Annotated in this window: 21 protein-coding genes; 2 read left to right on the top strand and 19 right to left on the bottom strand. The window is 33.2% G+C overall.

Annotated features, from left to right (window positions below):
- Positions 1 to 28: 28 nt before the first annotated feature.
- Genes IEV52_RS14695 through IEV52_RS14705 form a run of 3 tightly spaced genes read right to left on the bottom strand, consistent with a single transcriptional unit; the run spans position 29 to position 1158 of the window.
- Positions 29 to 337 (bottom strand): TfoX/Sxy family protein, encoded by a 309-nt coding sequence (locus tag IEV52_RS14695; RefSeq protein WP_188403259.1) that lies wholly within the window; start codon positions 335 to 337, stop codon positions 29 to 31.
- Between the two features lie 22 nt (positions 338 to 359).
- Positions 360 to 818 (bottom strand): SRPBCC family protein, encoded by a 459-nt coding sequence (locus tag IEV52_RS14700; protein ID WP_188403260.1) that lies wholly within the window; start codon positions 816 to 818, stop codon positions 360 to 362.
- Positions 802 to 1158, bottom strand: coding sequence for an ArsR/SmtB family transcription factor (locus IEV52_RS14705; protein WP_188403261.1), 357 nt, complete (start codon positions 1156 to 1158; stop codon positions 802 to 804). The genes IEV52_RS14700 and IEV52_RS14705 overlap by 17 nt, the downstream gene beginning before the upstream one ends.
- A 175-nt stretch (positions 1159 to 1333) precedes the next feature.
- On the opposite strand from IEV52_RS14705, the gene IEV52_RS22360 reads away from it, so the two are divergent.
- Complete coding sequence (locus tag IEV52_RS22360; RefSeq protein WP_229754303.1) at positions 1334 to 1597, top strand: hypothetical protein; 264 nt, start codon at positions 1334 to 1336, stop codon at positions 1595 to 1597.
- Positions 1598 to 1892: 295 nt separating this feature from the next.
- Here the strand turns inward: IEV52_RS22360 and IEV52_RS22365 are convergent, their stop codons facing one another.
- The 6 genes from IEV52_RS22365 to IEV52_RS14740 all read right to left on the bottom strand — a co-directional run bounded on the left by IEV52_RS22365 (position 1893) and on the right by IEV52_RS14740 (position 5751).
- Positions 1893 to 2486: an excalibur calcium-binding domain-containing protein gene (locus IEV52_RS22365; RefSeq protein WP_229754304.1), complete on the bottom strand. Its 594-nt coding sequence runs from the start codon at positions 2484 to 2486 to the stop codon at positions 1893 to 1895.
- A 339-nt stretch (positions 2487 to 2825) separates the two neighbouring features.
- Positions 2826 to 3047, bottom strand: a complete 222-nt coding sequence (locus tag IEV52_RS22805) for a cysteine-rich CWC family protein (protein WP_373869438.1) — start codon at positions 3045 to 3047, stop codon at positions 2826 to 2828.
- 102 nt (positions 3048 to 3149) lie between these two features.
- Complete coding sequence (locus IEV52_RS14725) at positions 3150 to 3668, bottom strand: DinB family protein (protein ID WP_188403263.1); 519 nt, start codon at positions 3666 to 3668, stop codon at positions 3150 to 3152.
- A gap of 122 nt (positions 3669 to 3790) precedes the next feature.
- On the bottom strand, positions 3791 to 4495 hold the full coding sequence (locus IEV52_RS14730; RefSeq protein WP_188403264.1) for a hypothetical protein: 705 nt from the start codon (positions 4493 to 4495) through the stop codon (positions 3791 to 3793).
- A complete protein-coding gene (locus IEV52_RS14735; protein WP_188403265.1) occupies positions 4492 to 5367 on the bottom strand; it encodes an ATP-binding cassette domain-containing protein in 876 nt (291 codons plus the stop codon). Before IEV52_RS14735 ends, IEV52_RS14730 begins: the two co-directional genes overlap by 4 nt.
- A 12-nt stretch (positions 5368 to 5379) precedes the next feature.
- On the bottom strand, positions 5380 to 5751 hold the full coding sequence (locus IEV52_RS14740) for a GntR family transcriptional regulator (protein WP_188403266.1): 372 nt from the start codon (positions 5749 to 5751) through the stop codon (positions 5380 to 5382).
- Positions 5752 to 5960: 209 nt separating this feature from the next.
- Here IEV52_RS14740 and IEV52_RS14745 point away from each other — a divergent pair, with 209 nt between their 5' ends.
- Positions 5961 to 6425, top strand: a complete 465-nt coding sequence (locus tag IEV52_RS14745; RefSeq protein ID WP_188403267.1) for a DinB family protein — start codon at positions 5961 to 5963, stop codon at positions 6423 to 6425.
- A gap of 55 nt (positions 6426 to 6480) precedes the next feature.
- Here the strand turns inward: IEV52_RS14745 and IEV52_RS14750 are convergent, their stop codons facing one another.
- The 10 genes from IEV52_RS14750 to IEV52_RS14795 all read right to left on the bottom strand — a co-directional run bounded on the left by IEV52_RS14750 (position 6481) and on the right by IEV52_RS14795 (position 24361).
- Positions 6481 to 7317 (bottom strand): endonuclease/exonuclease/phosphatase family protein, encoded by an 837-nt coding sequence (locus IEV52_RS14750; protein ID WP_188403268.1) that lies wholly within the window; start codon positions 7315 to 7317, stop codon positions 6481 to 6483.
- Positions 7318 to 7379: 62 nt separating this feature from the next.
- On the bottom strand, positions 7380 to 8423 hold the full coding sequence (locus IEV52_RS14755; RefSeq protein ID WP_188403269.1) for a 5-methylcytosine restriction system specificity protein McrC: 1044 nt from the start codon (positions 8421 to 8423) through the stop codon (positions 7380 to 7382).
- Complete coding sequence (locus IEV52_RS14760; protein ID WP_188403270.1) at positions 8398 to 10860, bottom strand: AAA family ATPase; 2463 nt, start codon at positions 10858 to 10860, stop codon at positions 8398 to 8400. The genes IEV52_RS14755 and IEV52_RS14760 overlap by 26 nt, the downstream gene beginning before the upstream one ends.
- A 282-nt stretch (positions 10861 to 11142) precedes the next feature.
- Positions 11143 to 11922: a methylamine utilization protein MauJ gene (locus IEV52_RS14765; RefSeq protein WP_188403271.1), complete on the bottom strand. Its 780-nt coding sequence runs from the start codon at positions 11920 to 11922 to the stop codon at positions 11143 to 11145.
- 54 nt (positions 11923 to 11976) lie between these two features.
- The gene (locus IEV52_RS14770) at positions 11977 to 12816 is read right to left on the bottom strand and encodes an HNH endonuclease (protein WP_188403272.1); all 840 of its coding nucleotides are present in this window, start codon (positions 12814 to 12816) and stop codon (positions 11977 to 11979) included.
- A complete protein-coding gene (mutT, locus tag IEV52_RS14775) occupies positions 12800 to 13198 on the bottom strand; it encodes an 8-oxo-dGTP diphosphatase MutT (RefSeq protein ID WP_188403273.1) in 399 nt (132 codons plus the stop codon). Before mutT ends, IEV52_RS14770 begins: the two co-directional genes overlap by 17 nt.
- A 699-nt stretch (positions 13199 to 13897) precedes the next feature.
- A complete protein-coding gene (locus IEV52_RS14780; protein WP_188403274.1) occupies positions 13898 to 18703 on the bottom strand; it encodes a DEAD/DEAH box helicase in 4806 nt (1601 codons plus the stop codon).
- A complete protein-coding gene (locus IEV52_RS14785) occupies positions 18694 to 22176 on the bottom strand; it encodes a hypothetical protein (RefSeq protein ID WP_188403275.1) in 3483 nt (1160 codons plus the stop codon). The genes IEV52_RS14780 and IEV52_RS14785 overlap by 10 nt, the downstream gene beginning before the upstream one ends.
- Before the next feature lie 305 nt (positions 22177 to 22481).
- Positions 22482 to 23381, bottom strand: coding sequence for a hypothetical protein (locus IEV52_RS14790; protein ID WP_188403276.1), 900 nt, complete (start codon positions 23379 to 23381; stop codon positions 22482 to 22484).
- 122 nt (positions 23382 to 23503) lie between these two features.
- Positions 23504 to 24361 carry a hypothetical protein gene (locus IEV52_RS14795; protein ID WP_188403277.1) on the bottom strand — a complete coding sequence of 286 codons (858 nt, stop codon included), beginning with the start codon at positions 24359 to 24361 and terminating at the stop codon, positions 23504 to 23506.
- Positions 24362 to 24722: the final 361 nt, after the last annotated feature.

Consider the following 24722-nt stretch of genomic DNA (forward strand, 5'->3'; position numbering starts at 1 on the left):
TATTCTCCCCTTGGTTTTAATAATTTGGTTATGCATTAACTTTTATAAAGTTCAACGCCTCAAGAGCCAACTCTTCCCACTGCCCTTGATGCGGAACGGAAATCCAATCTTTCATTGGACGGCCCGGCATCGGCTCAAAGTGATGGACACCTTCTAAAGCAAGTACTTGTTGCTGTCTTTCCGGTGGAAGTTTGAATACCATTTCGTCTTTAAAGAACATGGCAAAAACTTTCCGGTTGATTTTGATGCATTTAGCGCCGAACATTGAGCCCTTAGAAGCATTCTCGGTCACTTTTAACTGTTCGGCAATTTGGTTGTATTTCTCCTCAGCGGACACTGCTTTCCCCTCCAAATTGTGTTTACTTTTGTTCTAAATAAATTTTCAAGCTGCCTTCTAAAGAGCTTGTCAAGCCGAAGTTATGGTTGTTCGCTGCTTCTTCGCTTGGAAGATCTGTATGTGTCACGACCACTTCAGTGGAATCTCCTTTTTCCAGGAAATCTATCGTTACTGTAGTTGACGGAAACGCAACATCTCTATTTTCCCATTTCCATGTAAAGACTAACTTCTCATGTGGAACGATCTCCTTATACTGATCCGTCAATACATGTGTTCCTCCGTCTGGAGAATGCATGTGGAATTTATAGTTTCCGTTCACTTCAACGTTCATTTCTTCGATGGTCGTTTTAAATCCTTCTGGTCCCCACCATTTTTCCAGTTGTTCTGATTTCGTCCATGCGTTAAATACTCTTTCTCTTTTAACCGGATACGTGTGATTTAACTGAAGGGTAAAATCTCGTGCACTATTCATCGTGATCATCGTTGTCTTCCTCCTTGTTTTCCAATAAATATTTTTCCAAGCTTGTTAACTGGCTCTTCCAATACGAGCTTAATTCATTCAGCCACTCTGTCGCATAATCTATGCCTTTTGGTTGAAGATAATAGTACTTATATTTTCCCACCTTTCTAAAAGAGACTAGCCCGGCATTCTCCATGATTTTCAAATGCTTCGTAAAGCCCGGCAAAGACATGTCATAGGCAGCAGCCATCTTCTTGACGGTGTTCTCGCCTTTAGACAGCTCTTTGATGATGGCCCTTCTCGTTGAATCCGCCAATACTGAAAATACTTGATCAAGATCATCTTTTTTATAGTTAACCATATGGTTTACTGTAATTCAAAAAAATAAGAATGTCAACATGGATCTATTGAGTGTACTTTATAAAAGTTTAAAACAAAGATTGACAGGACTTTGATTTCAGTTGAACTTCTTATAAGGAAATAAACTGAAGGAGAGTAAAAATATGTTCCTGACGAAGAACGATTTCTTTTAGATTTTGGAAGGAATCAGAAGATTGACGATGCGTGTGATAGAAGCTTCTCCAGAAGATAAATTATTCAATTATACACCTGACGAAAAGCTTTGCCCGTTTGCAGAAATGGTGAAGAAAATCGCAAATATCGAAAACGGCTATATGAAGGGAATCCCACTGGACAAATGGGAATATAAAGATGAGTTTGAAGGGGTTGCAACAAAAGAAGATCTGATTAAAATACGTCATGAGATTCGTGAAGAGACAAGAAAAAGTGGGAAGAAATGAACGAGGAAAGACTTAGTCTCGGACCCTTTCTTCTGTCCTGAGCAAAGTCATTTTGCTAGACTTCAATACGCGATGGAAAATGAGGTCCATCACAGGGATCAGGGCTATACATATCTGCGTCTACTTTGAATCGAACCACCTGAAGTTTTATATGAGATAAAAATTTTCGATAAGAATTAAAAAAGCTTAAGGATCATGTCCTTAAGCTTTCTTCATTATCTGAAAGTACCTGAAATCTGCCAAGCGGATGTCATAAAAAGCACCCAATTATATAGGGCAATTTAGTCTTGTTCTATTAATTACAAGCTATACCATCGTGATTATAATCTAAACGATGATCTCCAAAACCTGCTGCCTTAGACGCTTTCATAAAAGATGTGGCTTCAGTTGAATTATTAAAGTCTCTGCAATCTTTATCTTCTTCAAAGTTGTAAAGTGGTGTTGCAGGTTTCTTTAGCTCTGGTTTAGGTTGTGGCTTATTTCTTTCTTCTGCTTCTCGTTTTGCCGCCAATCTATCACTCTCTTCTTGGACTCTTTTTTGTTCCTCTTCAAACTTTTTCAGCGCTGCTGCTGCTTCTAACTCACTTTGTTTTTGGTCCTCTGGAGTTTCTTCTACGATTGTTAAATGTGTATCCCATGCGCAAGGTATTATTCTCCATGTTAATAATAAGGCAAATAAGATAATAAGGAATGCACCTCTCTTAAACGTTTGCTCTTTCCTTTTTCTATAAAAACACCATACGGCAGTACATAAAATAAGAACTAGTAAGATAATATTCCACCAAGAACTAAAAATACATTTGATAGAAACTCCTAATGCATAGAATATGGCAATAATGATTAAATACTTTTTAACCTTTTTGTCTTCTTTTTCTTTTTTCTGACCCATCTATGATGATCCCCCGTTGAATTTATTAAGGCACTTAATTATTTTAGTTTATAATTTCCAGATGTAAATAGAAAAATTAAAAAAATCGAGCAAAAACCTATATGATTTCTACTCGATCCCCTATTTTCTATTCTTTTACCGTTTGTTTCTTTGCAGGAAGTGGTGGGATCACGCTGGATAAATGGGAAACAAATGGATCTGTTTATAATTTCGATCCTGAAAAATATGAGTCTATTTCTTTGACTGAGGGAAGACAGTAAGGAATGCCGAGGCTGACTTAAGTGTAAACAAATTAACACTTGCTCAGCATCTATTTTGTAAATGGATTACCGACTATCTTTAAGTTTTTCTCCCAATAGCTCCAATGTAGTCTAACTGCGGCACTGACAACTTGAAATGAACCACAATTAACCCTTTATTCATTTTGAAATGATATTCTTTAATACAGTTCTTACAAATACAACAACCTCTTTTTGAAAAAATTTCTTCAAGAAGATGTGGTGGAATGAATACCTTCATGCACCAGCAATATTCTGGATTCTCTCCCTTCGACTCACACAGTTGTTTTCTTCATTACATATTGGACATTTAGTCATAGTCAGCTACCTTCTATTATCACGTTTTGGGATCTGCTTCGTTTTCTTACTTCCATTTTATAAAATTTTAATTATTTCGTAATTCCCTAAGCAGCTGAAAAATCTGGCCTCTATGGTGTGCTTCGTGTTCGATCAAATGGTAAACCACCCACTCTGGTGTAACGTCATATTGTTCCAGCACTCTCACCTTGCGCCAATCCGCTAGGTCCATGGCACGAAAGTGTGACAGAAAGACTTCACGCACCTTTTTCAGACGGGAAACATGTTCTTCCAGACTTTGACCTTCAATGTGAGTGTTTGAGCCATCTTCTGAACGGCTATCTAATGGAAACAACGAGCGAATGTCGGCATCCCATTCTGTACAAAGGACTTCCTCGTATAACCAGTCTGCCTCTATCAAGGCAATATGATATAACTGCGAGCCAATCGTCTGTCTTTCACATATTTTTGCATCAAGGATATCCCGGCCCACTCCCGTTAAGCCTGCAAGAAGTGTACGTCGAACATCTTCTAAACACCAAAGCCATCTGCCGATTTCTTCCTCATATCCTGGCAAAGCCGATACCACTAAAGATCTTCTCTCCAACGAAATCATCCCCTTTTCCTAATGTACATACGACTAAAAAGGGATGGTTCCTTCTTTTTTAAAAAGATATATCCATTAAAAAGCAAGTATTATGTTGTATATAAACGTTTTTTAAAGTCTCCCTACCTTTTACTGCTCTTCATCTTTAACGGAGCATCCTTCATCATCGGATAAGTAAGCAGCAGCATGGCTATACCGATGATCCCGATTGTTGTAAAAAATAAGAATACATCTGTCTCAACGATCCATTCAAAGATCAAAGGGGCATTTCCAGGTATTAAAATGAAGGTTAGAGCCATACCGAGCAGAACGATTGCTATTAAAAAGTTGACAATTCCCATCCTGCGGATCAGGACAGTGACCAATGCAGTGAGACCCATCAATAGAAACCCGATCATTAGATCAAACCAGTAATAGGTGAAGAAATGATAGTCTTGAGACTCCATATATCCGGGATGAAAGAATTTAAACTTGTTGATCCCTTTTTGCAATAGAAAATCCATAATGAAATACAGCACGTTTAAAAAGGTGATGCTCGCTACCACCATGAGGCCCGCCATGGCATAATACGATTTTAAAAATTGTTTCCTCGTACTGCCGAGGCCAATCGCCACCTGGAACGGCTGAACCAATCCTGCACAAGCAAATGCACAGATTCCGCCATATATCGGACCGAATAACGAGGAGTTCGTGTTAGCCGGTACATTAAAAATCATACTGATCAAGAGGTAGATCACTGACACGGCCAGCGTAATACAAGAAAAAAGGATTAAAAACCATCTCATATCATTGAATACGAGCTTATATGTTCCATTCACAGCACTCATAGTTGTACTCCTTTCTTATTCGTTGTCAGATTGATCAAATAATCCTGTAAGCTTGCTTGTTCTATAGCCAGATTTTGATCAGTCGCGATCGTTTTCCATTCTGGCGAAAACACTTCATCGATCATGACTCTCACGGTAGACCGCATCTTGACCGTTTCGAGTACTCGTTCGTTTTCGGTAGCTTTTTCTACGCTGCTTACTTCTCCAGATAAAATGATACCTCTACCTCGTATCTCATCCATTTGTTCCTGAAGCAAAATGTGTCCATCATGAACAACCACCAGTGATTCACATAACGGCTGGATCTCTTCAATATGATGCGTGGAGATCAGAAAGTATCGGGGATTGTCTTCATAGCTCGTTAATAGCGCATCATAAAACTGCTTACGCTTTACCGCATCTAGTCCATTCGTCGGCTCATCCAGGATCGTGATCTTCGCATTGCTCGCGAGCCCAAGAATAATCTGCGCGGCCGTTCTCATTCCTTTTGAGAACTTCGTGATTTTTTTCTTTTTCGGAAGTTCGAACAGATCGGTTAAGTGCTCGGCTAGATTCTGATCCCAGTCCTTATGAAAATAACGGCCGAACTCCAGTACATCTGTCATTTTCCAATGTTGGCCGAACGGATGATTTTCCTGAATATAGCAAATGTTTTCAAGCGCGTTTAAGTTATTATAAGGATCCTGCCCCAATACGTGGATTTCCCCGGAATTCGGTTTAAAGTGGCCCGCAAGCAGGCTCATTAACGTTGTCTTTCCGGCACCGTTTCTTCCCCATAAGCCGGTAATGACGGGCTCTGCTTCATGTAAATTCAGCCCGTTTAGGACGGGTGTCCGATTGTAACTGTACGTCACATTCTTTACGTCTATCATTTTTTTCTCCCCTTAATTTGAACTCATTTTTCCTTTGATTAGATCAATGACCATGTCCTCGTTAAGATGTATTCTTTTTGCTTCTTGAAGCAAAGGCGAAACGTATTCTTCATAAAACTGCTGCTTCCGTTCCGTTAATAGCTTCTCTTTCGCTCCTTCTGATACGAACATGCCAACACCTCTCTGTTTAAAAATAATGCCTTTGTCTGCTAAAGTCTGCAGCCCCTTTCTAGCCGTTGCCGGGTTGATGTTGTAAAAACGGGATAGTTCGTTTGTAGAAGGGACTTGTTCCCCTTCCTTCAGCCTGCCATCGATGATCTCATCCATGATCAGACTGGATATCTGTTGAAAAATCGGCTGCGAATCATCAATTGTGGGTTTCATTAGCAACTTCCTTTGCCTGTTAGTTAATTGGTTGGTTACTCATGTAACTAACCATACCACTTATTGAATTATATGTAAAGTTTTAACAAAAAGTACCTGTTTCGCTCTTCATTTTTTGTTAACCTATTTTAATAAACGAAAATAAAAGGACTTTACCCCTTTCAGTTGAACTTCTTAATAGAGGAAAAAACGAAAAGGAGTGTGCAGGTATGTTTTTAACAAAGAACGATTTCTTTGAGATCCTGGAAGGAAACAGAAGATTAACGATGCGGGTGGTGGAAGCTTTTCCAGAAGACAAATTATTTAACTATACACCAGATGAGAAGCTGCGTCCTTTTGCAGAAATGGTAAAGGAAATCATGAACATCGAGAACGGCTATATGCAAGGGATCGCACTCGACAAATGGGAGTATCAAGACCTGTTTGAAGGGGTTTCAACAAAAGAAGATCTAATTAAAGTAAGTAACGAGATCCGTGAAGAGACTAGAAAAATGTGGGCGGAAATGAGTGACGAAAGACTTGAAATCGTGGTGAAGGATTCCTTTTTCGGACCAGAGCAGAGCCACTTCGCAAGACTGCAATACGCCCTGGAAAATGAAATCCATCATAGAGGACAAGGATATACCAATTTACGATTACTGGGAATCGAACCGCCTGAGTTTTACGTTAGATAAAAAAATTTTAAAAACCAAACCTGAGTTAAGGTTTGGTTTTGTTTGTTATACTCTCTTATTTTTTATGGATAGTCGGTTGAAACAACACCTCAACTGCTGAATGATCGCTTAATTTATTTTCACGAAGCTCATGTAAATAATTAAATTCCACTGGATTAAGACTGCTAGATGCAAAACAATGATCAAATCGCCTAGGATATACGTTAGAACGGTTTTTTAAAAAGAAACTGTATTCCTGTTTTGAAAATCCATAAAGTAAACGAAATACGTCATTTAAATCAAACTCAGATAAACCTTCAAGAACATTCCTTTCTCCTTTATCCCACCGTTCTCCCCATTTAGGTATTCGCCATGTTTCATCTTTAGCCATCCTTTGACCCCAGGTTATTATGGTTCCATTATTTGTTTCTAATTGAGGAGAATTGAAATCACCACATAAGATTCTGTGATGATTACAAACAGTAGATAAGGAATCATATATCCCTTCGAATGTATCAATTTTTATCCATCCATTAGATGAACCTGGTGGAATATGCACATTGTATATTTCAATTAACCCAAATGGACTCTCTATAAGTGCTCCTAATACTTTTTCCTTCCACGGTATATCAAAGGGGGCAAGAATACGCAAAGGCCATTTGCAAGCTATCAACAATCCGTATTTGCGGGGACCATTTAATTCTGTTGATCCCTGAAATAACTCAAAAGTATCTATAACATAATGATATCCTAAGTTTTTTTGTTCAGCTCTATATTTACTAATTCCATGGATCGTCATCTCCTGAAGAGCAATAATATCCGGATTAATAACTTTTATTTCATTTAATTGCCGTTCTATTCTCTTTCCGCCGCCTTGACGTACGTTCCATGAAAACAACTTGAATGTATCCATTCAAATCACCACCATTATTAAACAAGCAAGAGATTAAAATAGTACAGGTTCATTTTCATAATTCAATTCCCACAAACTATCTCTACTAATCTTTTATGGATACTTTTCCAATCAGAATTTAAATCCACTGTAACAACCTTTAAAGGATATCCCATAATTGTATAAGATAAATTTAATACTTGATCCCCTTGTGGATAAAGCAATACCCCACTTATTCTTTTCCCTTGGGCTTTTTTGTGATTGTTTAAGTATGCAAAAAGCTGATACAAATTGCCGCTAATAAGCTTTTGCGAACCATAGTTAGCAGTTAAACTATTTTGATAATATTTCGTATCCATTATGATTTTCTCTGTATCGCTTTCAATTGAAATATCTGTTTGCATTAATGGTAGGTATTCTAAATTTTCACCTAATGCATCCCAATAAATATTCTCTCTAAACACTCTATGGCCTTTTAATTCGTTTCTATAAAAACTTCTCACAAACTCCTCAAATAAATAAGCCATAGCTCTTGGGTTACGATCAAATTCTATAAACTTACCATTATCACCATTTTCATGTACCAGCAAGGATTCAAATAAAAAACGGCAAATATCTAAAACAAATCTGTAGTGATGATTATTCCTATGATAATTAATTTGATCAAACACCGAACTATTCAATTTTATTAACTGAATACTTTCAAAAAAAGGTACTATCTTAAATAATTCAAATTTAAGATTATTATCTAGTTTTTCTGATTTCCCTAACTGATAGAGGATTGTTTTAATGATTTGATTGTGCAATATGTCATGACTCATATCTTCATAAACAAATTTCATTTTTCCTCTTAAAAATGAAAGAGAATTGATAGACTCTTTAAAAAGAAATTTCCCTCTTAATAACGATGCTTCATCATCATATTTTTTATACTCTTTATAAAACCCACGTTTAATTAAAGTTTTTAACTTACTTAACAAAATTCTTGTTAGTAAATTATTTATATCCTTATCATCATTATTTAGTACATCTGTATATCCTTTTTCTAAAAGATGTCCCCAAGCATAACAAAGCATATAATATATGTTTTTAATAGGAATCTTACTGGAGTCTGGCAAGGAGTTCATTTACCTTTTCCTCCTGATCAAACCAATACTCTCTTAACAAAGGAGCAATTTCCAATCTAATGATCCGATCATACCAATTTTGTTCATCTTCCACTTTTTCAACATTCGGACAAAAATAACTATGTCCAATTTCGTATCCTTTTCCTAAATGAACGGTGTCATTAATAATTTCCTGATTTATGTCCGTTACAGAAGCTACTAATTTTTCAATAAAACCTTTACTGATTCCTTTGTTTTCTAGATATTCTTTAAAAGATACAGTATGGAATCCTGGCTCTATTGAAATAAATGAAAACCTTCTTCGCAAGGCATAATCAACTAAGGCAAGAGAACGATCCGCTGTGTTCATTGTACCGATCAAAAATAAATTTTTAGGAATATAAAAGCTTTCTTCTCCTTCACTATATGCAAGTTTAACAGCGTATTTTTTCCCTCTTTTATCCGCCTCGATAAGCATCATTACCTCACCAAAAATTTTGGAAAGGTTACCCCTATTAATTTCATCAATAATCATATAGAAGTTTTCTTCAGGACTTTCGCAAGCCTTTTTAGAAAAAGAATAAAAAACTCCATCTTTCAGGATAAAATTTCCTTCTCCATTAGGTTTATATCCTCTAATAAACTCTTCATAGGAATAAGATTGATGAAACTGTATCATTTCGATATTTTCATCACCTTTTCTTCCCATATGTAGATAAGCAAGCCGCTTCGCTAAAAAAGTCTTTCCTACACCAGGTGGTCCTTGGAGTATAATGTTATTTTTATAATCTAATGTCTCTAATATATCTTGTATTTCATTACCACTCATGAAGATCTCAGATAATATTTGTTCTTCATCAAAAGTGTCCTCTTTTATTACATTGCCAGTAATATTATCATCTGGCATTTGATAAAAGGATTCATTTTTTGGTACAACAATTTCTAGTAACCTTTCCACGAAGTCATGATAAGGAGTAATATCTGTTAATGTTTTTGTACTTAAAGGTTCAGAACTTACATCCCATTCTCCAATTTGTAACCATTCAACATCTCTTATTGAATGATGAAATTCCTTATTTGGGTCGAATTGATAGTCCGAAACGATTTTTCCATAACCAATAATTTGTTTTTTACCTTTTTTAATAAATACATAGTCCCCAGCTTTCATTTCAAAACAAAATTGATAATTAGCTAACGCATCATTATTAGGGTTATAATTCAGTTGATTGATTTCCTTTAGTGCCTCTGTAATTTCACGCTTACTACTATATTTCTTTAAATTCCCAAGCTCTTTCCAGCCAATTGAAATTTGCTCATTTTTTAAAAAATTATTCCATAGGAAATTTGCCTCGCCAGCACTTAATAACCAATATTTTTGTTCGTCTTTTTCAATAGAGACTAGATTACCCTTTTTTCCGAAATTCTCAAATATGTAACTAAAAAATTGATCAATCTCATAATAAATAGGGAGTTCCGTTTGCTTTCCTACAATCTCTAGATATTTTTCAACAATTTGGTTTTCTTTTAATGTCTCATGAAATTTCATGAACTTTGTCGCAAAAGTGTCACCACGCGTATATGAAGGAACCAATTCCAAAATGTTTTCTAAAGCTACTTTATCCCTTTGATTATAATAGCAGTACTTTTCCGGAAAAACATTTCCAACCAGCTCACTTACTACGCTTATACCAAAACCAAATAATTGATATTTTTTATTCGTTAAGAAATTTTGGATACGTATATCTAATGGCTCTTCCCCGTGTACTAAATAAAAGAAACTTTTTTGATATTTTTCAATTGGTGCATTCATGTTCCCAAGTGCACGTTTTTTTGCAATTGCCATTCTATAAGAATTTATGTGTTCCCCTAATTCTTGAACATCTTCCCAATTCATATTTTTAAGATGCTCTGGTTTTTTAAATTCTTCAAAAAAATGATGTGTCTTATATAAATTGTCTGCTCGTTCCTTATACCATTCAGTTGCTTCTTCTTTAAAAATACCTAAAAATCTTTCAACCTTTGAAAGTTGAGTTTTCTCTATAAGAAGATTAGGTGAATCCCAATATTTTTTTAATCGATTAAATTCTTCATCTAATAAACGATAATTAGTACCTTGAGTCATTTTAAAAATTTGTAGATTCATAGTTTCAGGCAATTCTTTTAATTTATATCTTAATAGCATGCCCTCTTCTTCCTTTAATCTGAATTCAAAAAGCCTTAAATCTACTTTAATGTCATCTTTTTCTGTATAAGGCTTAGAATGAATTTCACACAAAGCTACAATTCCGCCAGTGTTTTTCTCTCCTCCATCAGAACGCCAAATAAATACTTTATCCCCAACCTGAATTTCGTCTATGTAATGTTTTTGTCGTACGCTCCAATTAATAATGCTGTTGTTTCTTAAATAATCATCAATAGGAAAATGTTTAGGATTACCTTGAAATATCCAATATGCCATAGATTTCCCCTCCAATTAATTTGTTTAAATAAATAATATCAATATCAATTTAGCCAAAAAAGTAGAATTACTTTACCATGTTTTACTCCCTATAACTATACAAATTGAAAATTCTAAAATAAAAGAGAAAACTTAGGAAAATAGTTTCCTAAGTTTTTTCTTTTATATATAGTCACTTACTCCAAATGTCCAGAATATATGTGACAACACACTACACATGGGTAGTGGTGAGTTACATATATACAGTATAGATAATTTTAACTTAGTCCTTGATATAATTATTTAAAAATCAAGATGAATAAATTCTCTACGCTCATAATTAGCATTTATTATTTTATCAATTAATTTTCTGGATGTTTGTTCTAACAATGGTATTAACTTCGAAGTAGCATTAATTGCCTCTATTGTAGTATCTTCTCCACCATGAACAATTTCATTTCTCTTTTCATACATATCATCTATCCATTTTTCGGGTAAATCCCAGCCCTCAATTTCCCCAAAATAATCTAAAAAACATTGATATATTTTATTTTTAGTTTTGTTTTCGCCTTTAGTTCTCTCCGTTTCAGTATGATATTCTTTCCCTAGTATTTCCAAAACATTCCAAAATGCAAGAAATTTATCAAATGTATTTTGCGGTATTTTTCCTTTTGAGTACCAGCCTATTGATCTTAATAGTTTTGGTTGATCAATCTCAAATTTTCTTGCCATTTTAAATGCTGTTATAATATCTGATTTATTTAATAGTCTTCGACTCACATAACTTCTTTGATTATTAGATGTTCCTTCATGTTTATAAAGTAGAATAGGTATATCGTTCTCTAAAGAAAGAACATCCCTCATTCTCCCAAAGTAAACATATGCAACAGTTTCTGCAATATTTATATTATCTGCATATGCAGTTATTGTAGCTCTTAAACCATAAGAGCTTTTTGTTAGCCTTATATCACTATAAAATTGGTGTTGATCAAAGCCCTTTTCTTGGCGAAAATTAATATTATTTTTAATAGAAATGGGACCAACTACGTCAAAGTCAACCTCCCATATTTTACGATTACTCATGATATGCCTCCATAATTATCCCAATAGTCCCACCTTTTCTAACCACCCTTTTTTCTAGGTGGTTACTATATATTCTTGTCTCGCAATTGCTTGTAATTTTTCAACATCTTTAATGAGATTTAACGAATGCATTTTTCGATGACAGTTAGGGCATAAAGCTACTGTATTTTTAATTGTGTCCTCTCCCCCATTAGCTAACCAAATAATATGATGGTTTTCTAAATATGGATTTCCCTTCTTATCTTTAAAAGGAGCTGGTTGTTCGCAAAGTTGGCATATACCTTTTGCTCTTCTTTTTGCCAATTCAGAAATATAAGCATTTCTTTCATAAACTTTTGATACAACATTCCGTGAACCAGGTTTTTCTGGGGCAAAAGCAGCTCTTTCAGCAACTTTCCCATCTATTAGTTTCCTTACTTTCTTTTCTTGTGTTACTGCTCTTGAAAGAATATCCTCTGAATCAATTAATGGTTCCTGTTGTCCTTCTTTTAACTTTAATGGAAACACCCAAACTAACCTTGGTACTTCGTCTGCATCAGGTTGAGTTTCTTGGTATGGTTCTCCTGCAAGATATACTTCACCCTGGTAGATATAATTATTTGGCTTAAAAACCTCAAATAGGTAAACTGTAACTCCCAAATTATCCGAATTGTTTAAAGTTTTGTTTTGTGCAAAATCTATACTCTGATCCCCTTTTTGCCCCATACCAGTATAATGGAAAACATCTTCAATCCATCTGTCGTCATATAAGCCATTGGTGTGATCAGATATTAATACTAATGTTCCATTCTTCTTTGACCGTCTCATTCCACCTGATGTTGAAACTTCAAATGTATCAATTATTTCCCTGTGAGTAATTACATCAGATGGATTTAAATTATGCTGAAAACTCATTTTCTTCCCTCCTAAGTCTTTCAACAATCGGAATATCAGCCGGTGCAAAATTAAAGTTATGTAGTTCTCCGATTGTTACCCATTTATAATCTTCATGCTCAGTAGCATTAATTTCCCCACTGATCCAACTTGCCCAATAAACAATCAATTGGATGGTACCAAATTCATACTCATAAATACTTTCGTCATAATACTCTTCAACTTTAATCGTTATTTGAAACTCTTCTTTTATCTCTCTTGTAAGACATTCTTCAGCAGTTTCCCCTTTTTCTATTTTACCACCTGGAAATTCCCATAGGTTACCTAATTCTCTTTGTTCATCTCTTTTTGCGATTAGCAACTTTCCATTATGTTTTAATAGTACAGCCGTTACCTTCTTCATTTCATCCTCCGAAAAAGTCTTTTTACTTAGTTTAATACAATAAATAAACCCTGACACCAATCTTGTCAGGGTTGCACTTGTATAAATACACCCTCATATGTTAAGAGTGTATTAAAAGCTTAGGTTTCAAACTAACCTTTATTCTAATCTAAAAATAAAATTTAACCTTCCATCTCGAACTTGATTAATTGAGGATTTCATTAGTGTTTCATAGATTTGTAGAAACGTTGATATATCAACGTTTTTCAAATATCCTTTTCAAAGCTTTTTAAGGTCTTTCAATCCGAATCGGCACGAAATCGGTACGTTGATATAATATGGCTGGGGTCCCAAGGATGAACTTGTGTACGGAACATATCTCACCCTTTTTTTTCTTTTCAAAATATATCTAAAATGCTGTTATTGCAGCTTTTTAGATATATTGCTTTTCAAAATTTTTCTTATCTTTTTAAAATATTTTGGTCCGATTTTGGTCGGGATTTTGGTCGACTAAACAATAGGAAAAACGGTTTTATAACAGGTGTAAAATACCCTATCTTTGAACAAAGTATATTATATTACCTCACTTTGATACAGAAAAAATGCGAAGAACCCCCTTTTCCAATTTTTATGCTCCTGACTTCTTCTTTAAACCTACCTAATTGAATAACAATTAGCTCCCAATTCCACATGTAATATTACATTATTTACTGATTAAATTTATGAATTAAAGATAGTCTCGTAATCAGCTACTTGCTTAACATGATTAGTACCCAACAGTTCAGTTAAATATTTGTATGCAATCCCTCTTTGTAATATTTCGTGATAGAACTGGTTCTCAAAACTTCTTAAACAACCATAGCAGCTTGTTTCTTCACCGCAACCACATGATCCTGCGACTTTCAATTTTGCATTTTCCAAGATTCCCATTAAATGCTGGGATATTTTTTTTGCATGCCCAGCACCGCCTGGTACATCATCGTATAAAATAATTGATGTGTTAGTAACATCAACACCATCAGCTCTATACAAACATCCACCGATTTCACTTCTTGCTACACCCAATTCAATACTTGCCCCCTCCATTATTGCGTATAACAATGAAGGCCAAAAACTTTTCTCTATATACTTTATAGAGATCAGCGGTAATTTTATTTCTACAACGTCCGTAATAAAGTCATGTCCTAAATGGATATTATATAAGTAAGTGTTTTCACACTTTTTACCAAGCTTCGTTTTATGCTCTGCTTTCATTTCTTGTTTATTTTTACTTTTAATTGGTCTTGTTTGTGTAATATATCCACAACGTTTGCAGAGTGAATATCCCATACCTCCCCCATTATTAACGATGACCATTTTACCTCTAGAAGAATATTTCACATCTATTTCATGGTTTGCAATCTTCACTACATTATGAAAAGTCTCTGTAAGTTCCAATTCCTCATCCACATAGGTATCAAACTTTACTCTTGAAGGTAGAGGTTTAGCTTTACGTCTTTCTCCTGGATTTCCAGGTAAATCGTCTGCTTTTGTTGAAAATCCGAATACAGGCTGTAAATAATAATGATAGTTTAATGGCTCATTACAACAATTCGTCTCTTTTTCTTCATAAGAAGTTCCTAAATCCACATGGTATCCATATAATCGACCACATGTTTTACAAATAGCGTACTGTTGTACTGGCCAACCTTTCATTCTACTCATGTTTAATGCATACGGTTTCCATACCTTTTTATTGGCCACAATTTCCGACCCAGGAGCAAATTCAGAAATTGCTAATTTTAGATCCCTTGAAATATTAACTACTTTTGCATTCTCTCCATTATGAAGAATATCTAAACTTACTACATCTACTGGAAATCCATATTTCGGCAGTACATTACTTGATGATAAAAAGCTCAATACATCTTTTTGTAAATATGTGTTTTGAATCTTTAATATACTATCACTAGGTTTACGTTCTGAATCTAGTTTTTTCTTTAATTCTTCTAACTCTTCAATTATTTCTTTAACACTTGACTCCGCAATAACTAGTGCACCCTCGTCATCTTTAACAAGATAATCTATCCATTTCCAATTTTCAATGTCTACAAATGCTCGTAAAGATTTTGATTCTGGAACAATATATTCTAATGATTGCTTTAGATCTTCAGGTTGTTCACTTAAGATTTCTTTTAATACTTGAACTGCGCTTTCCCCACCATCACCAGATATATTCAGGAAATTATCAACCTTCCCATAATAGGTTTCGTATTTTCTAAAAAACCAAGCAAACACAACAGAGAACATATGGCGTAAGACTATTTTTTCATTGTTCATTTCAATATATGGTGCCTTAATCATTCCACCTATTATTTTTTCGGGAAATTGGTAGTATGTTAGATCATGTGATCGTCTTTTTGCGTAGGTTAGTGAAAACGCAGTTGATTCAGTTCTTCTACCTGCTCGACCTGCTCTTTGAATATAATTTGCGGTTTCAGGTGGTACATTTCTCATAAAAACTGCTTCTAATTGCCCTACATCCACACCCATCTCAAAAGTGGTAGAGCAGCTTAATACATTTACTTCCCCCTTTTCAAAACGGTTCTGTAATCTCGAAGCATATTCGCTTGTTAACTGTGCTGTATGTTCATTTGCAATTAGAGGTAATGGTTTCATATTAGTATAAAGATCTTTAAAATAGGAGAATCTATTCATATCTTCCTTATAATCAGATAGTTTTCCATCACATCTAAATGTAGGGCAAATTCCTCTCAAATTACTTGAAAGAATGCTACTGCACTTATCACAAATATATAACAATTCTGGGTTTACAACCTGCCACTTTTTATAATTTAGTTTTAAGACAGTTCCCTCTCGTGGAAGAGGTGTTTCAAAAATATATTCATCTTTTACCCAGAATCCTTTATAAAGCTTTCCGACAAGAAGTTCTTTTAGTAAACTCCTTGCTTTTTCAGAAGCTTCATCTTGTGAATATCCTTTTGCTTTAAAAAGCTTTTGAATAAAATCTAGTCTTCTGTTATTTGAATTTTCTCTGGGTAACCAACCTAATATATTATTTCCTGAAACACTCTTCTCGGATTCTAATTTGAAATATACTTCCTTATTTCGAGGTGCGAAAGTTTGATCGGTTATAGACACTAATTCCGGAAATGTTATTGCATTCATATCTCTTAATGAATTAAAAATTACTCTATATAATTCCCATAATTCATCTATAGTAAGTTCTAAGTCTTGATCAATCCCAAGACTGTTCATGTTTAGTTTTGACCATTTAGCTGGTTTTTCCGGCACAAAAGAAATTAGACCCAAACCTTCAAGACCAATTTGACGTTCTGTGTTCATAAACTCTTTTATTAACACCGTTTGTATATGTTTTTGTTTTTCAATATCATCTAAGCCATTCTCAAATAGTTTTTTTTGTTTTCCATACTTCACAACTGCATTTACTAGACTATCTAATCGAATATCATCGTATTCTTGTAAATTTCCAAGTTGATGAATAATCGCATTCCTCCACAGAATGTTAAGATATTTTGACTGTAAATACGATGCAAAAAAAGCAGCCTCTTGACGACTATCAGAAAAAACTAATAGTTTTCTTCCTAATAATTCTTCATCGATATCTTCACCTTCACCAAATAAATCATCTTCCATTATATTTTTTTTATTGGGTGGAATACATTGATACAACGATCTAGTTAATACTTCAGTTGCAGGATCATCAGCGGTTCTAAACTGTTTAACAATGTTTTTTGAATGATTGCCACACTTTAAACAAGTATTCACTGTGTACTCAGGCATTTTTATTTTAAGAACTTTTATATATTTTTCACTTGAATAATCACAACAATTTGTGCGTCTCTTTTTACCTTCAGGTTCTATATATCCACAAGCTGTACATAGGATAAATTCATCACTATCTATTGAAATATCCCCTCCTTCAACAATGGATTCATCACCATCTATCGAAGAAATATCTAAATCATCTTCTGCTGAACAAAGCATGTAATATTCCTGTTTTCTTCTTACTACTCCTTCGATGTCCACATCGGCATCAGCATGTATCAATGTTTCATTTTCTGTTCGTCCCGTGATATATTCTTGCCCACATCTTTGACAGTTTGCAAGTTCAAATGTTGCAACTTTATTACCGTTATCTAGAATATATGTTTTTCTTCTGTCTAAAAATAATCTTCTTTTTTTATATAATGATACATAAGCTCCTTCCAAAGCTTTTGCAAACACATGATATCTTGCTGGTAACAATGGCATTGAATTTCCATCTTCTTTAGCCATTGCACATAGGTTAACAATTTCTACAAGTGCCTCCAACTTCTCTGATGCTGATAGGTTTTCATCCTGGAAAAATAATTTAGTTAAATCACTAAGGAGTTGTGGCTTTTTTTGGAGAATATCTTGCAATTTAATAACATTTAAATCATTTTTAAGGAGATCAAATAATTCACTATTAGAATAGTTTCTTGCTAAACCAAAATACTCCCTACTTGCCCTTTTTACACCATTCAGGTTTCGTTCTAACAAATTTACTCTCTTCGATTCAATAATATCATCTGGATAAAATGGTTCGTGAAACAAATCTGAAGCAAATTTCGCAACTTCTTTATATGCCTCTTTTCCTCCGCCTAATGTTGCACTCGTAGCAATACATGTTAATCTTTGTTTCTGATTTTTAGATATCCTTTCTTTTAATTTCTGTATTAGCATTGATATTTCTGTACCTTTTGCACCATTATAAGTATGAGCTTCATCTAACACTATAAACTTCCAATTTTCTGAGTGTTTTTGATCAAAAAACACATTATCATTTGGACGTAAAAGTAAATATTCCAACATTGCATAGTTTGTTAGTAATATGTGTGGAGGGTTCTCTCTCATTCTCTCTCGAGAAATCAATTCATTTGGAATTAATTCTACATCTGGATTTGTTTTTGCAAATAACTCCTCGGCTTTTTTTTGTGATTCCTCAGTTTCACCTGTGTATCTACCAAAAGTTATATCTGGATAATCATTCAAAATACCTCTTAATCTACCAATTTGGTCATTAGCAAGGGCATTCATAGGATAAAGCAAAAGTGCTCTAATACCACTATTTAAGGTTCCAGCCTCTTTCTCTCTCATTAACTCATTAATAATAGGGAGTAAAAAACATTCTGTTTTACCACTTCCTGTTCCTGTGGCAACGATTATATTTTTCCCCTCAATTACTTTTCTCATTGAGGTTTCTTGATGAATATAAAGTGTGCGATCGAGCGGAAAGTGCTCTTTCAATTTATAAAACTCCGTGGATACTAGTCCCTCGTCTATAAAAGCTTGTATGCTTTTTCCAGTAATAAAAGGTTGTGTTATTTCAATAAACGGGCCTTTTACAAATTTGCCTTCCTTAGATAGATGTTGTTTTGCTTGCTTCATTAAATCTTTATCTTGAAAGAAAAACATTGAACTTAAATACTCCACATATTCCTTCTTAATTTTTTGTGTAGTAGTTATAGGATTTAAACCCATGAATATCCCCTTTCTAATCGCATATAAAGTTCAAAAATTATTGCGTCCCTGTAGTACAATTTTTTGCATTTTTCGATTGTATAAAGTAATATATGACAGAACTGTCTTGTTTCTTCCATCAATCCGTTTCTAATAAAAGATGAATATAAAGCAATTAAGCCTATATAATAACCTAGCTCATCATCTGTTTTTCGTTTCGCAATAGCCTCAAATGCATCTTTGAATTGTTCTTTTAATTCACTTTTACAGAGTATATCTCTAGCATAAGCTAATCTTTCTTGTATTATTTCTGCCTTGTTATTCTCTTTCCATTCTGCAATTAATTGAAGTCTAGTCTTTCCAAAAATTATTGTCTCCTCAACCAAATGTTGTTTTTGAAATTCCCTTAAAAAATCAGCTGACTTTTTAGTGAAATTTTTAGGTTTCTGTAAATAGTCATACACATACTGAAAATAAGCTGCAATATAAGAACTCTTCCCTAAGTTTTCTTCTGAAAGAAAAGTAGCAGCAACCTCTTCGTCAGCAAATAAGTTATCCACCTTTAAAACTTCTATACCGGATATTCCAGCCCAATTAAGCCCTTTTAAATTATCTTCAGATTGTACAAGATTAATAAATCCAGCCATGTCTTCATTAATTTCGCCAAGTAATTTCAATTGAAAGTTACTAATTCTTGTTCTAGAAGTTAAATTAATACAGTAAAACTTATGAAGCAATTCTTGCTTATATCTCTTAGAGAAATCACTTTCTAAAATATATTTAATTGTTTCACTTCCGTAATTTGAAAATAAATCAAATAGTCCAGTAAATATACTCATAACTTCAGTTGAATCCTCATTCTCTAGATAGAATCTATCGTGAAGGATATAAGTATTAGCGAGCAAATTTATATCTTCTGGTACTTTAACACTTATACTACTAATCTGGGATTTAATTTGTGTTAATCTTTTCGGCACTAATTCCTTCTTCATAAATCTACTTCTCAATAGCTGATATAAAATTTTCTCCATATCTGAAGAATATTTTTGTTCACCTTTTACAATGATCCTCTTTTTTTGAAAATCTTTTAAGGCGCAAATTTCAGCTTCAACTTCTTCAAATAAATCGTCTGTTTCTTTTTGAATTACGTACCTATAAATACCTTCTTCAAGCATTTCGGTATTAATAGTTATTTCACACATTTTATCTTCAATTTCAAAATGATATGGCTTTACCCATGGCTTTAGGAAATTAAAAAGAACGAGTTCTCGTCCACAAAATGTACCCTGTTCTTTCCATTTAAAAAAAATGTTATTCTCATCTAGTGAAAAAACTGCATTTCCCACTACTACTTCATCTTGAAATCTCGCAACCAGAAAGCTCGAAACTATTAACTCATTAGAATTGAGACAAGTTATGCGAAGATGAAAATCTATTGTGTTACTTGTATTTTGAACTTCAAATAAGAAAGGATTTAATTGAACTCTCAGTCCATCCTTATTCTCAATTAAAATTTTATTACTCATTACAATCCTTTTATCCGGTCCAACTAAATCGATTTTTATAGTTTGGACATCGTAAATTGGATCTAGGTTAAATCCAAACAATAAGTATGGGTCCGTTGCATTATTTAAATCTTGTAATGTAAGTGTGTATACTCTGCTTGAAAGATCAATGATTTCATTTTCAAGTCCAATAATTCCCCATGAAACCGGGTAGACATTTTTTTTAATGGGAGTAGAAAAAACATATCCATTGTATGTGTATCTATACTCACCAATTAAGTAACGGTTCTTTTCATTGATTTTATATTGATAAACATTATGATTATCTTGATAGATTTTCGAAACTCTTTCTGCATTATATATATCTATATCTACATTTTTGCTTGTCCGTAACTTTTGAATTTTATTTTGATATCCTTGATAATTAGTTGGCCAGTAATCATTTTTATCTAATTGAATCGTACCAATAGGCACATATTCTACACTAAACCTTCCATTAATCCCATTACGATTCCAAATTTTGATTTCATATTCTCCATACGATTCATTCTTAATATAATTACTGAGTGAAAATCTTTCACAATCAGATCCGACAACAACATTTGTTTTACTGATTACATCGCTTCCTGCTTTATGTTTAATTTCAATATGCCATTCGCCATCAGTTATTATAGGAACTTTTATGTAAGGTAATGTTATATAAGCTCTTGAGTTTTCTTGGTTAAATAAAGTTTCTCCCCCTTCAATAATAGGTTTATTTTCAGAATTTACACGAATATTTAATCCAGAACATTTAAGTACCTTCGAATTTGACAAGTCAACTTTATATACGTTATAGGAATTCCAAAACGGTATTTGTGGCAATTCATTTATTGATAATTTATCTTTTTCAATAATACTAATGTTCTTATTAAGTAAAAGTATTACCGAGTTATTCGGCAGATGTTCTGTCTTAATTACATTTCCATTTTGAGAAAATGCGATATAATTATCTTCAACTCCACTAAATTCCCATTTGGAAATCTGGTTATCGTCAACCTTAAGAATAATAGAGTATGAATTTGCAGGTTTTAAGGTAATGATCTTTTCTTCAGAAACTAATACTCCACTTCTTCTAAAAAAATCTGCTTTCACAATATTTGTAGTTTCATCACTTGAGATCTCCCAGATAATATAAGAATCATAACAATCCTTAACAATAATTTTTGGTACTTCACAGTAAATACCTACTCCGTCAAGGTCAAATTTTATTTTAGGCGCATTTATTTGAACATTACCTCGAGCCTGTAGATTTTTTTTATTTGTGGGTCTTTCCTTCCATAAAAAAATCTGTTCTAACATACGGGTATAGTTTCCGCTATCCATTACCTCATCACTATCCACATTATCACTTAGTACTAATTGTTTAGTATTCTGAATAAAACTGTAGGAATTTCTCTTATCTGATAACCTAATGTATCGTTTTACTGGCATTTCAGTTTTATTTTTCAAGTAACTTAGATAATCATCAACATCAAAGTCATCATAAAAAGCATCATTAACAGTATTACTAATAGCGGAAAAATAACTATCTAACGCTTTTATCGGTATACCTGCATGACACAAAATTGGAGTAACATATGTGTAGCCTTCTTCACTTTCGTTTTCAAATGTATTTAATTTATATTTTTTAACTACACTTAAAAAAGTAGAATACATTTCCATCCTTCGTTGATAAGATAAATCACCAGTGTATCTTTCTATTGGTTGCCAAAAAGTTTTTTTATCGTATTCATATACCGCACAAAATACAAGGAAAACTGTTAAACATTCTTTATACATATTAAAAATTTGTGGATTTTCCTTAATCTCCACCTTGATGATTGAGGCAAGATGGTTAAAATCTTCTCTAGATAGCGGTAAGTCTCCGATCAAGCTGTACTTAGGAATCTGTGAAACTATCATTTCATTTATAGAGTTGAGTGAGCTGTTTTCCGTAAATAAGTTCAAATACAACCTCTCCCTGTCTTAACTTACTATTAATAATATAAAAAACATTTATTACTACTGTATCTTCAAATAGAAATATACACAGTAATATTTTACCATAATTACATATATTTCTATCGAAAATTCTGTAATTAACATTCAACATTTTAGTTACCTTTCTATAAATGTAGAATGTAAAACAAGTGTATATACGAACAGTTTTTAATTTTTATAGTTAAATAATATAAAAACCCCCGACACAGTTGATGTCCGGAGGTAGGATGATATATATTGTTCAACAAATTTCTCTTTAAGTTTCATTTTTTTCAAAATAAAGTTTGTTGTATATGTGTTGATTTTATCACTTTTGTTTTAAGTACTAACTCTTTTCTTGGTTCTTTACAACCATTGATCATTGATTCTATATTTGCAACTGCTTTTAACACTGTGTCAATACTAATGTTAGGTATATATCGGTTTTCGTTAAGATAATTTTCCAGGTATTCAGCAGATGGATTTTTAATCCCCATCCTTTCACAAACCAACCAACATACACTTTCAGCTTCGAATTCTTCTTCATTTATTGTTAAGTTTCGTCTATTAGGCAGCCATTTCAAATCGTTAGAACCTAAGTGTCCACAATATAGATGTGCTAATTCATGAATGATTGTTGCAAATTTAGTTTCAACGGGATGTTTTCTATTAATAATCATGTTAAATAGGATTTTAACTAAAATTTCTTTTTTACCCCGTACAATTTTTTTCTTAGTATTACTATAGTTTTTCTCGATAAAACCAGCACTAGAAGTACCATGCTCAGACTCACAATACAAAATTCCATCACACTTAAGATTGTTTAACAAATTATTAAATATAGTTTCATGTACCTTCCCTTCTACTTTGAATGGGTTTAATAACTTTTCAGGAAATGAGTCACCTGTTGTATCCCCTAATTCAAAGACAAAGGAAACTGGACCAAACGGACGTAAAATCACTAAGGGTCTTGCTCCTGGATTTATAGTTCGATTGAATCTTTTTTGCCATTCAACTGCTGAAGCAACAAACAGGCTGCCTGGTTGTTGAATATGTAATAGCATTGCATTATATGGAGCTATACTTGGAAACTTTTTAACAAATTCATAAAGTCTCTTTATATCATTACTTTCTCGATAGGTGCCAATATCATAAAATAGTTTATCTAATTCTGGAATACTTTTATTTTCCATATTAAATTAACTTCCTTTATCTCAAAATATTTTTACAGCTTTTAAATGAATTAACAAAAAGCTACAGATGCTTCTATATAATTCACTCGATATTTCTTAAACCGTAACCTAATGAATGTTAATTATCTTGGTGAAAAACCTCCACCTAATGTAACTGTTATCGGGTAAAACCTCTTGCAGCAATTATTATCGTCAACCTCTACTTTAAACACACTGCATATGTTGTATTTCTGTAAGCTTAGACAATTTCCACAATTTCTCCATTTACTTCTTGATAAGTAGATCCCCTTTTTAACTTTTATGCCCTGTTCAATTTTTTGTCGTTGTGTTACTACACCGGGTTGCTCTAATTTTGTTTGATTTTTTCTTTCATCTTGGCGCACATTAACCTTTTTTGTTCCATTTTGAATCGGTTTTCTTTCTATAACACTAAGATCATAATATGTTTTCACTTTGGAACTTTTGTTTGTATACTTCTTTTTCTCTTGAATAGCAGAAGACGCAGGTTTAATCTGTTTTGTGGTAGATTGAGCTTCTTTACGTGACGTATCCTTCTCTACGTGTGGTTGCTTTTTGGGGCTTTTATTACCTTTAAATAAAGCTGAATATAATTCTCCTACGAATTTAAACTTAAGGTCAGCATTATCATATTTATGAATTAGCAATAGGTTTTCATTTTGTTTAATTAGTTGATTCTTTGTATTTTTGAAATTAAATCGAATTTCTAAAGAATTATTTCTATTTTTTATTCTAATGTTTGGAAGAGCTATTTCATTTTTTCTGTTTAATAGATTTAAAAGCTGTTTAGAAAACTTTATTGAAAGAGCATATCTAATATCTTGCTTATTCTTTTTATGTAGAGACATACCAGATAATAATCTATTACTCTTAGACAAGTTCTTAATCAATAAAGTTAATTCAACACTTACTGAATAATTTACTATTAGAAAATCGGTATTACATGATAAGTTACCAGCCATCAGAATTCTTCCCCTTAAACAATATTTAGGAATTAACTACTCTTTCATAGTATATCGGCGAAAAAGTAAAATATTGTATAATTTAACAGGTAGAATTATAGGAACAGGAAGTTAAATTATGATACCCCTCATTCCAGGGGAAATTTAGGTTTCCTTATAAAAGAAGCATCTCCTTATTAAGAAAAATTTTTTCTTATTACGCAATCTGGCCTTTTATTAAATAGAGAGTTTGAGAAGTATAGCCACCACTAACATAAAATGTCTAAATAAAAACCTGAATCCGGTTGTTATCTCGAATTCAAGCTTTTGTGGCTTAAAGCAGTTGACCAATAATTATATAGATTTTGTTTATTGATTTAAA

Origin of the sequence: Fictibacillus barbaricus (assembly GCF_014635025.1) — a bacterium.
GTDB classification, from domain to species: domain Bacteria; phylum Bacillota; class Bacilli; order Bacillales; family Fictibacillaceae; genus Fictibacillus; species Fictibacillus barbaricus.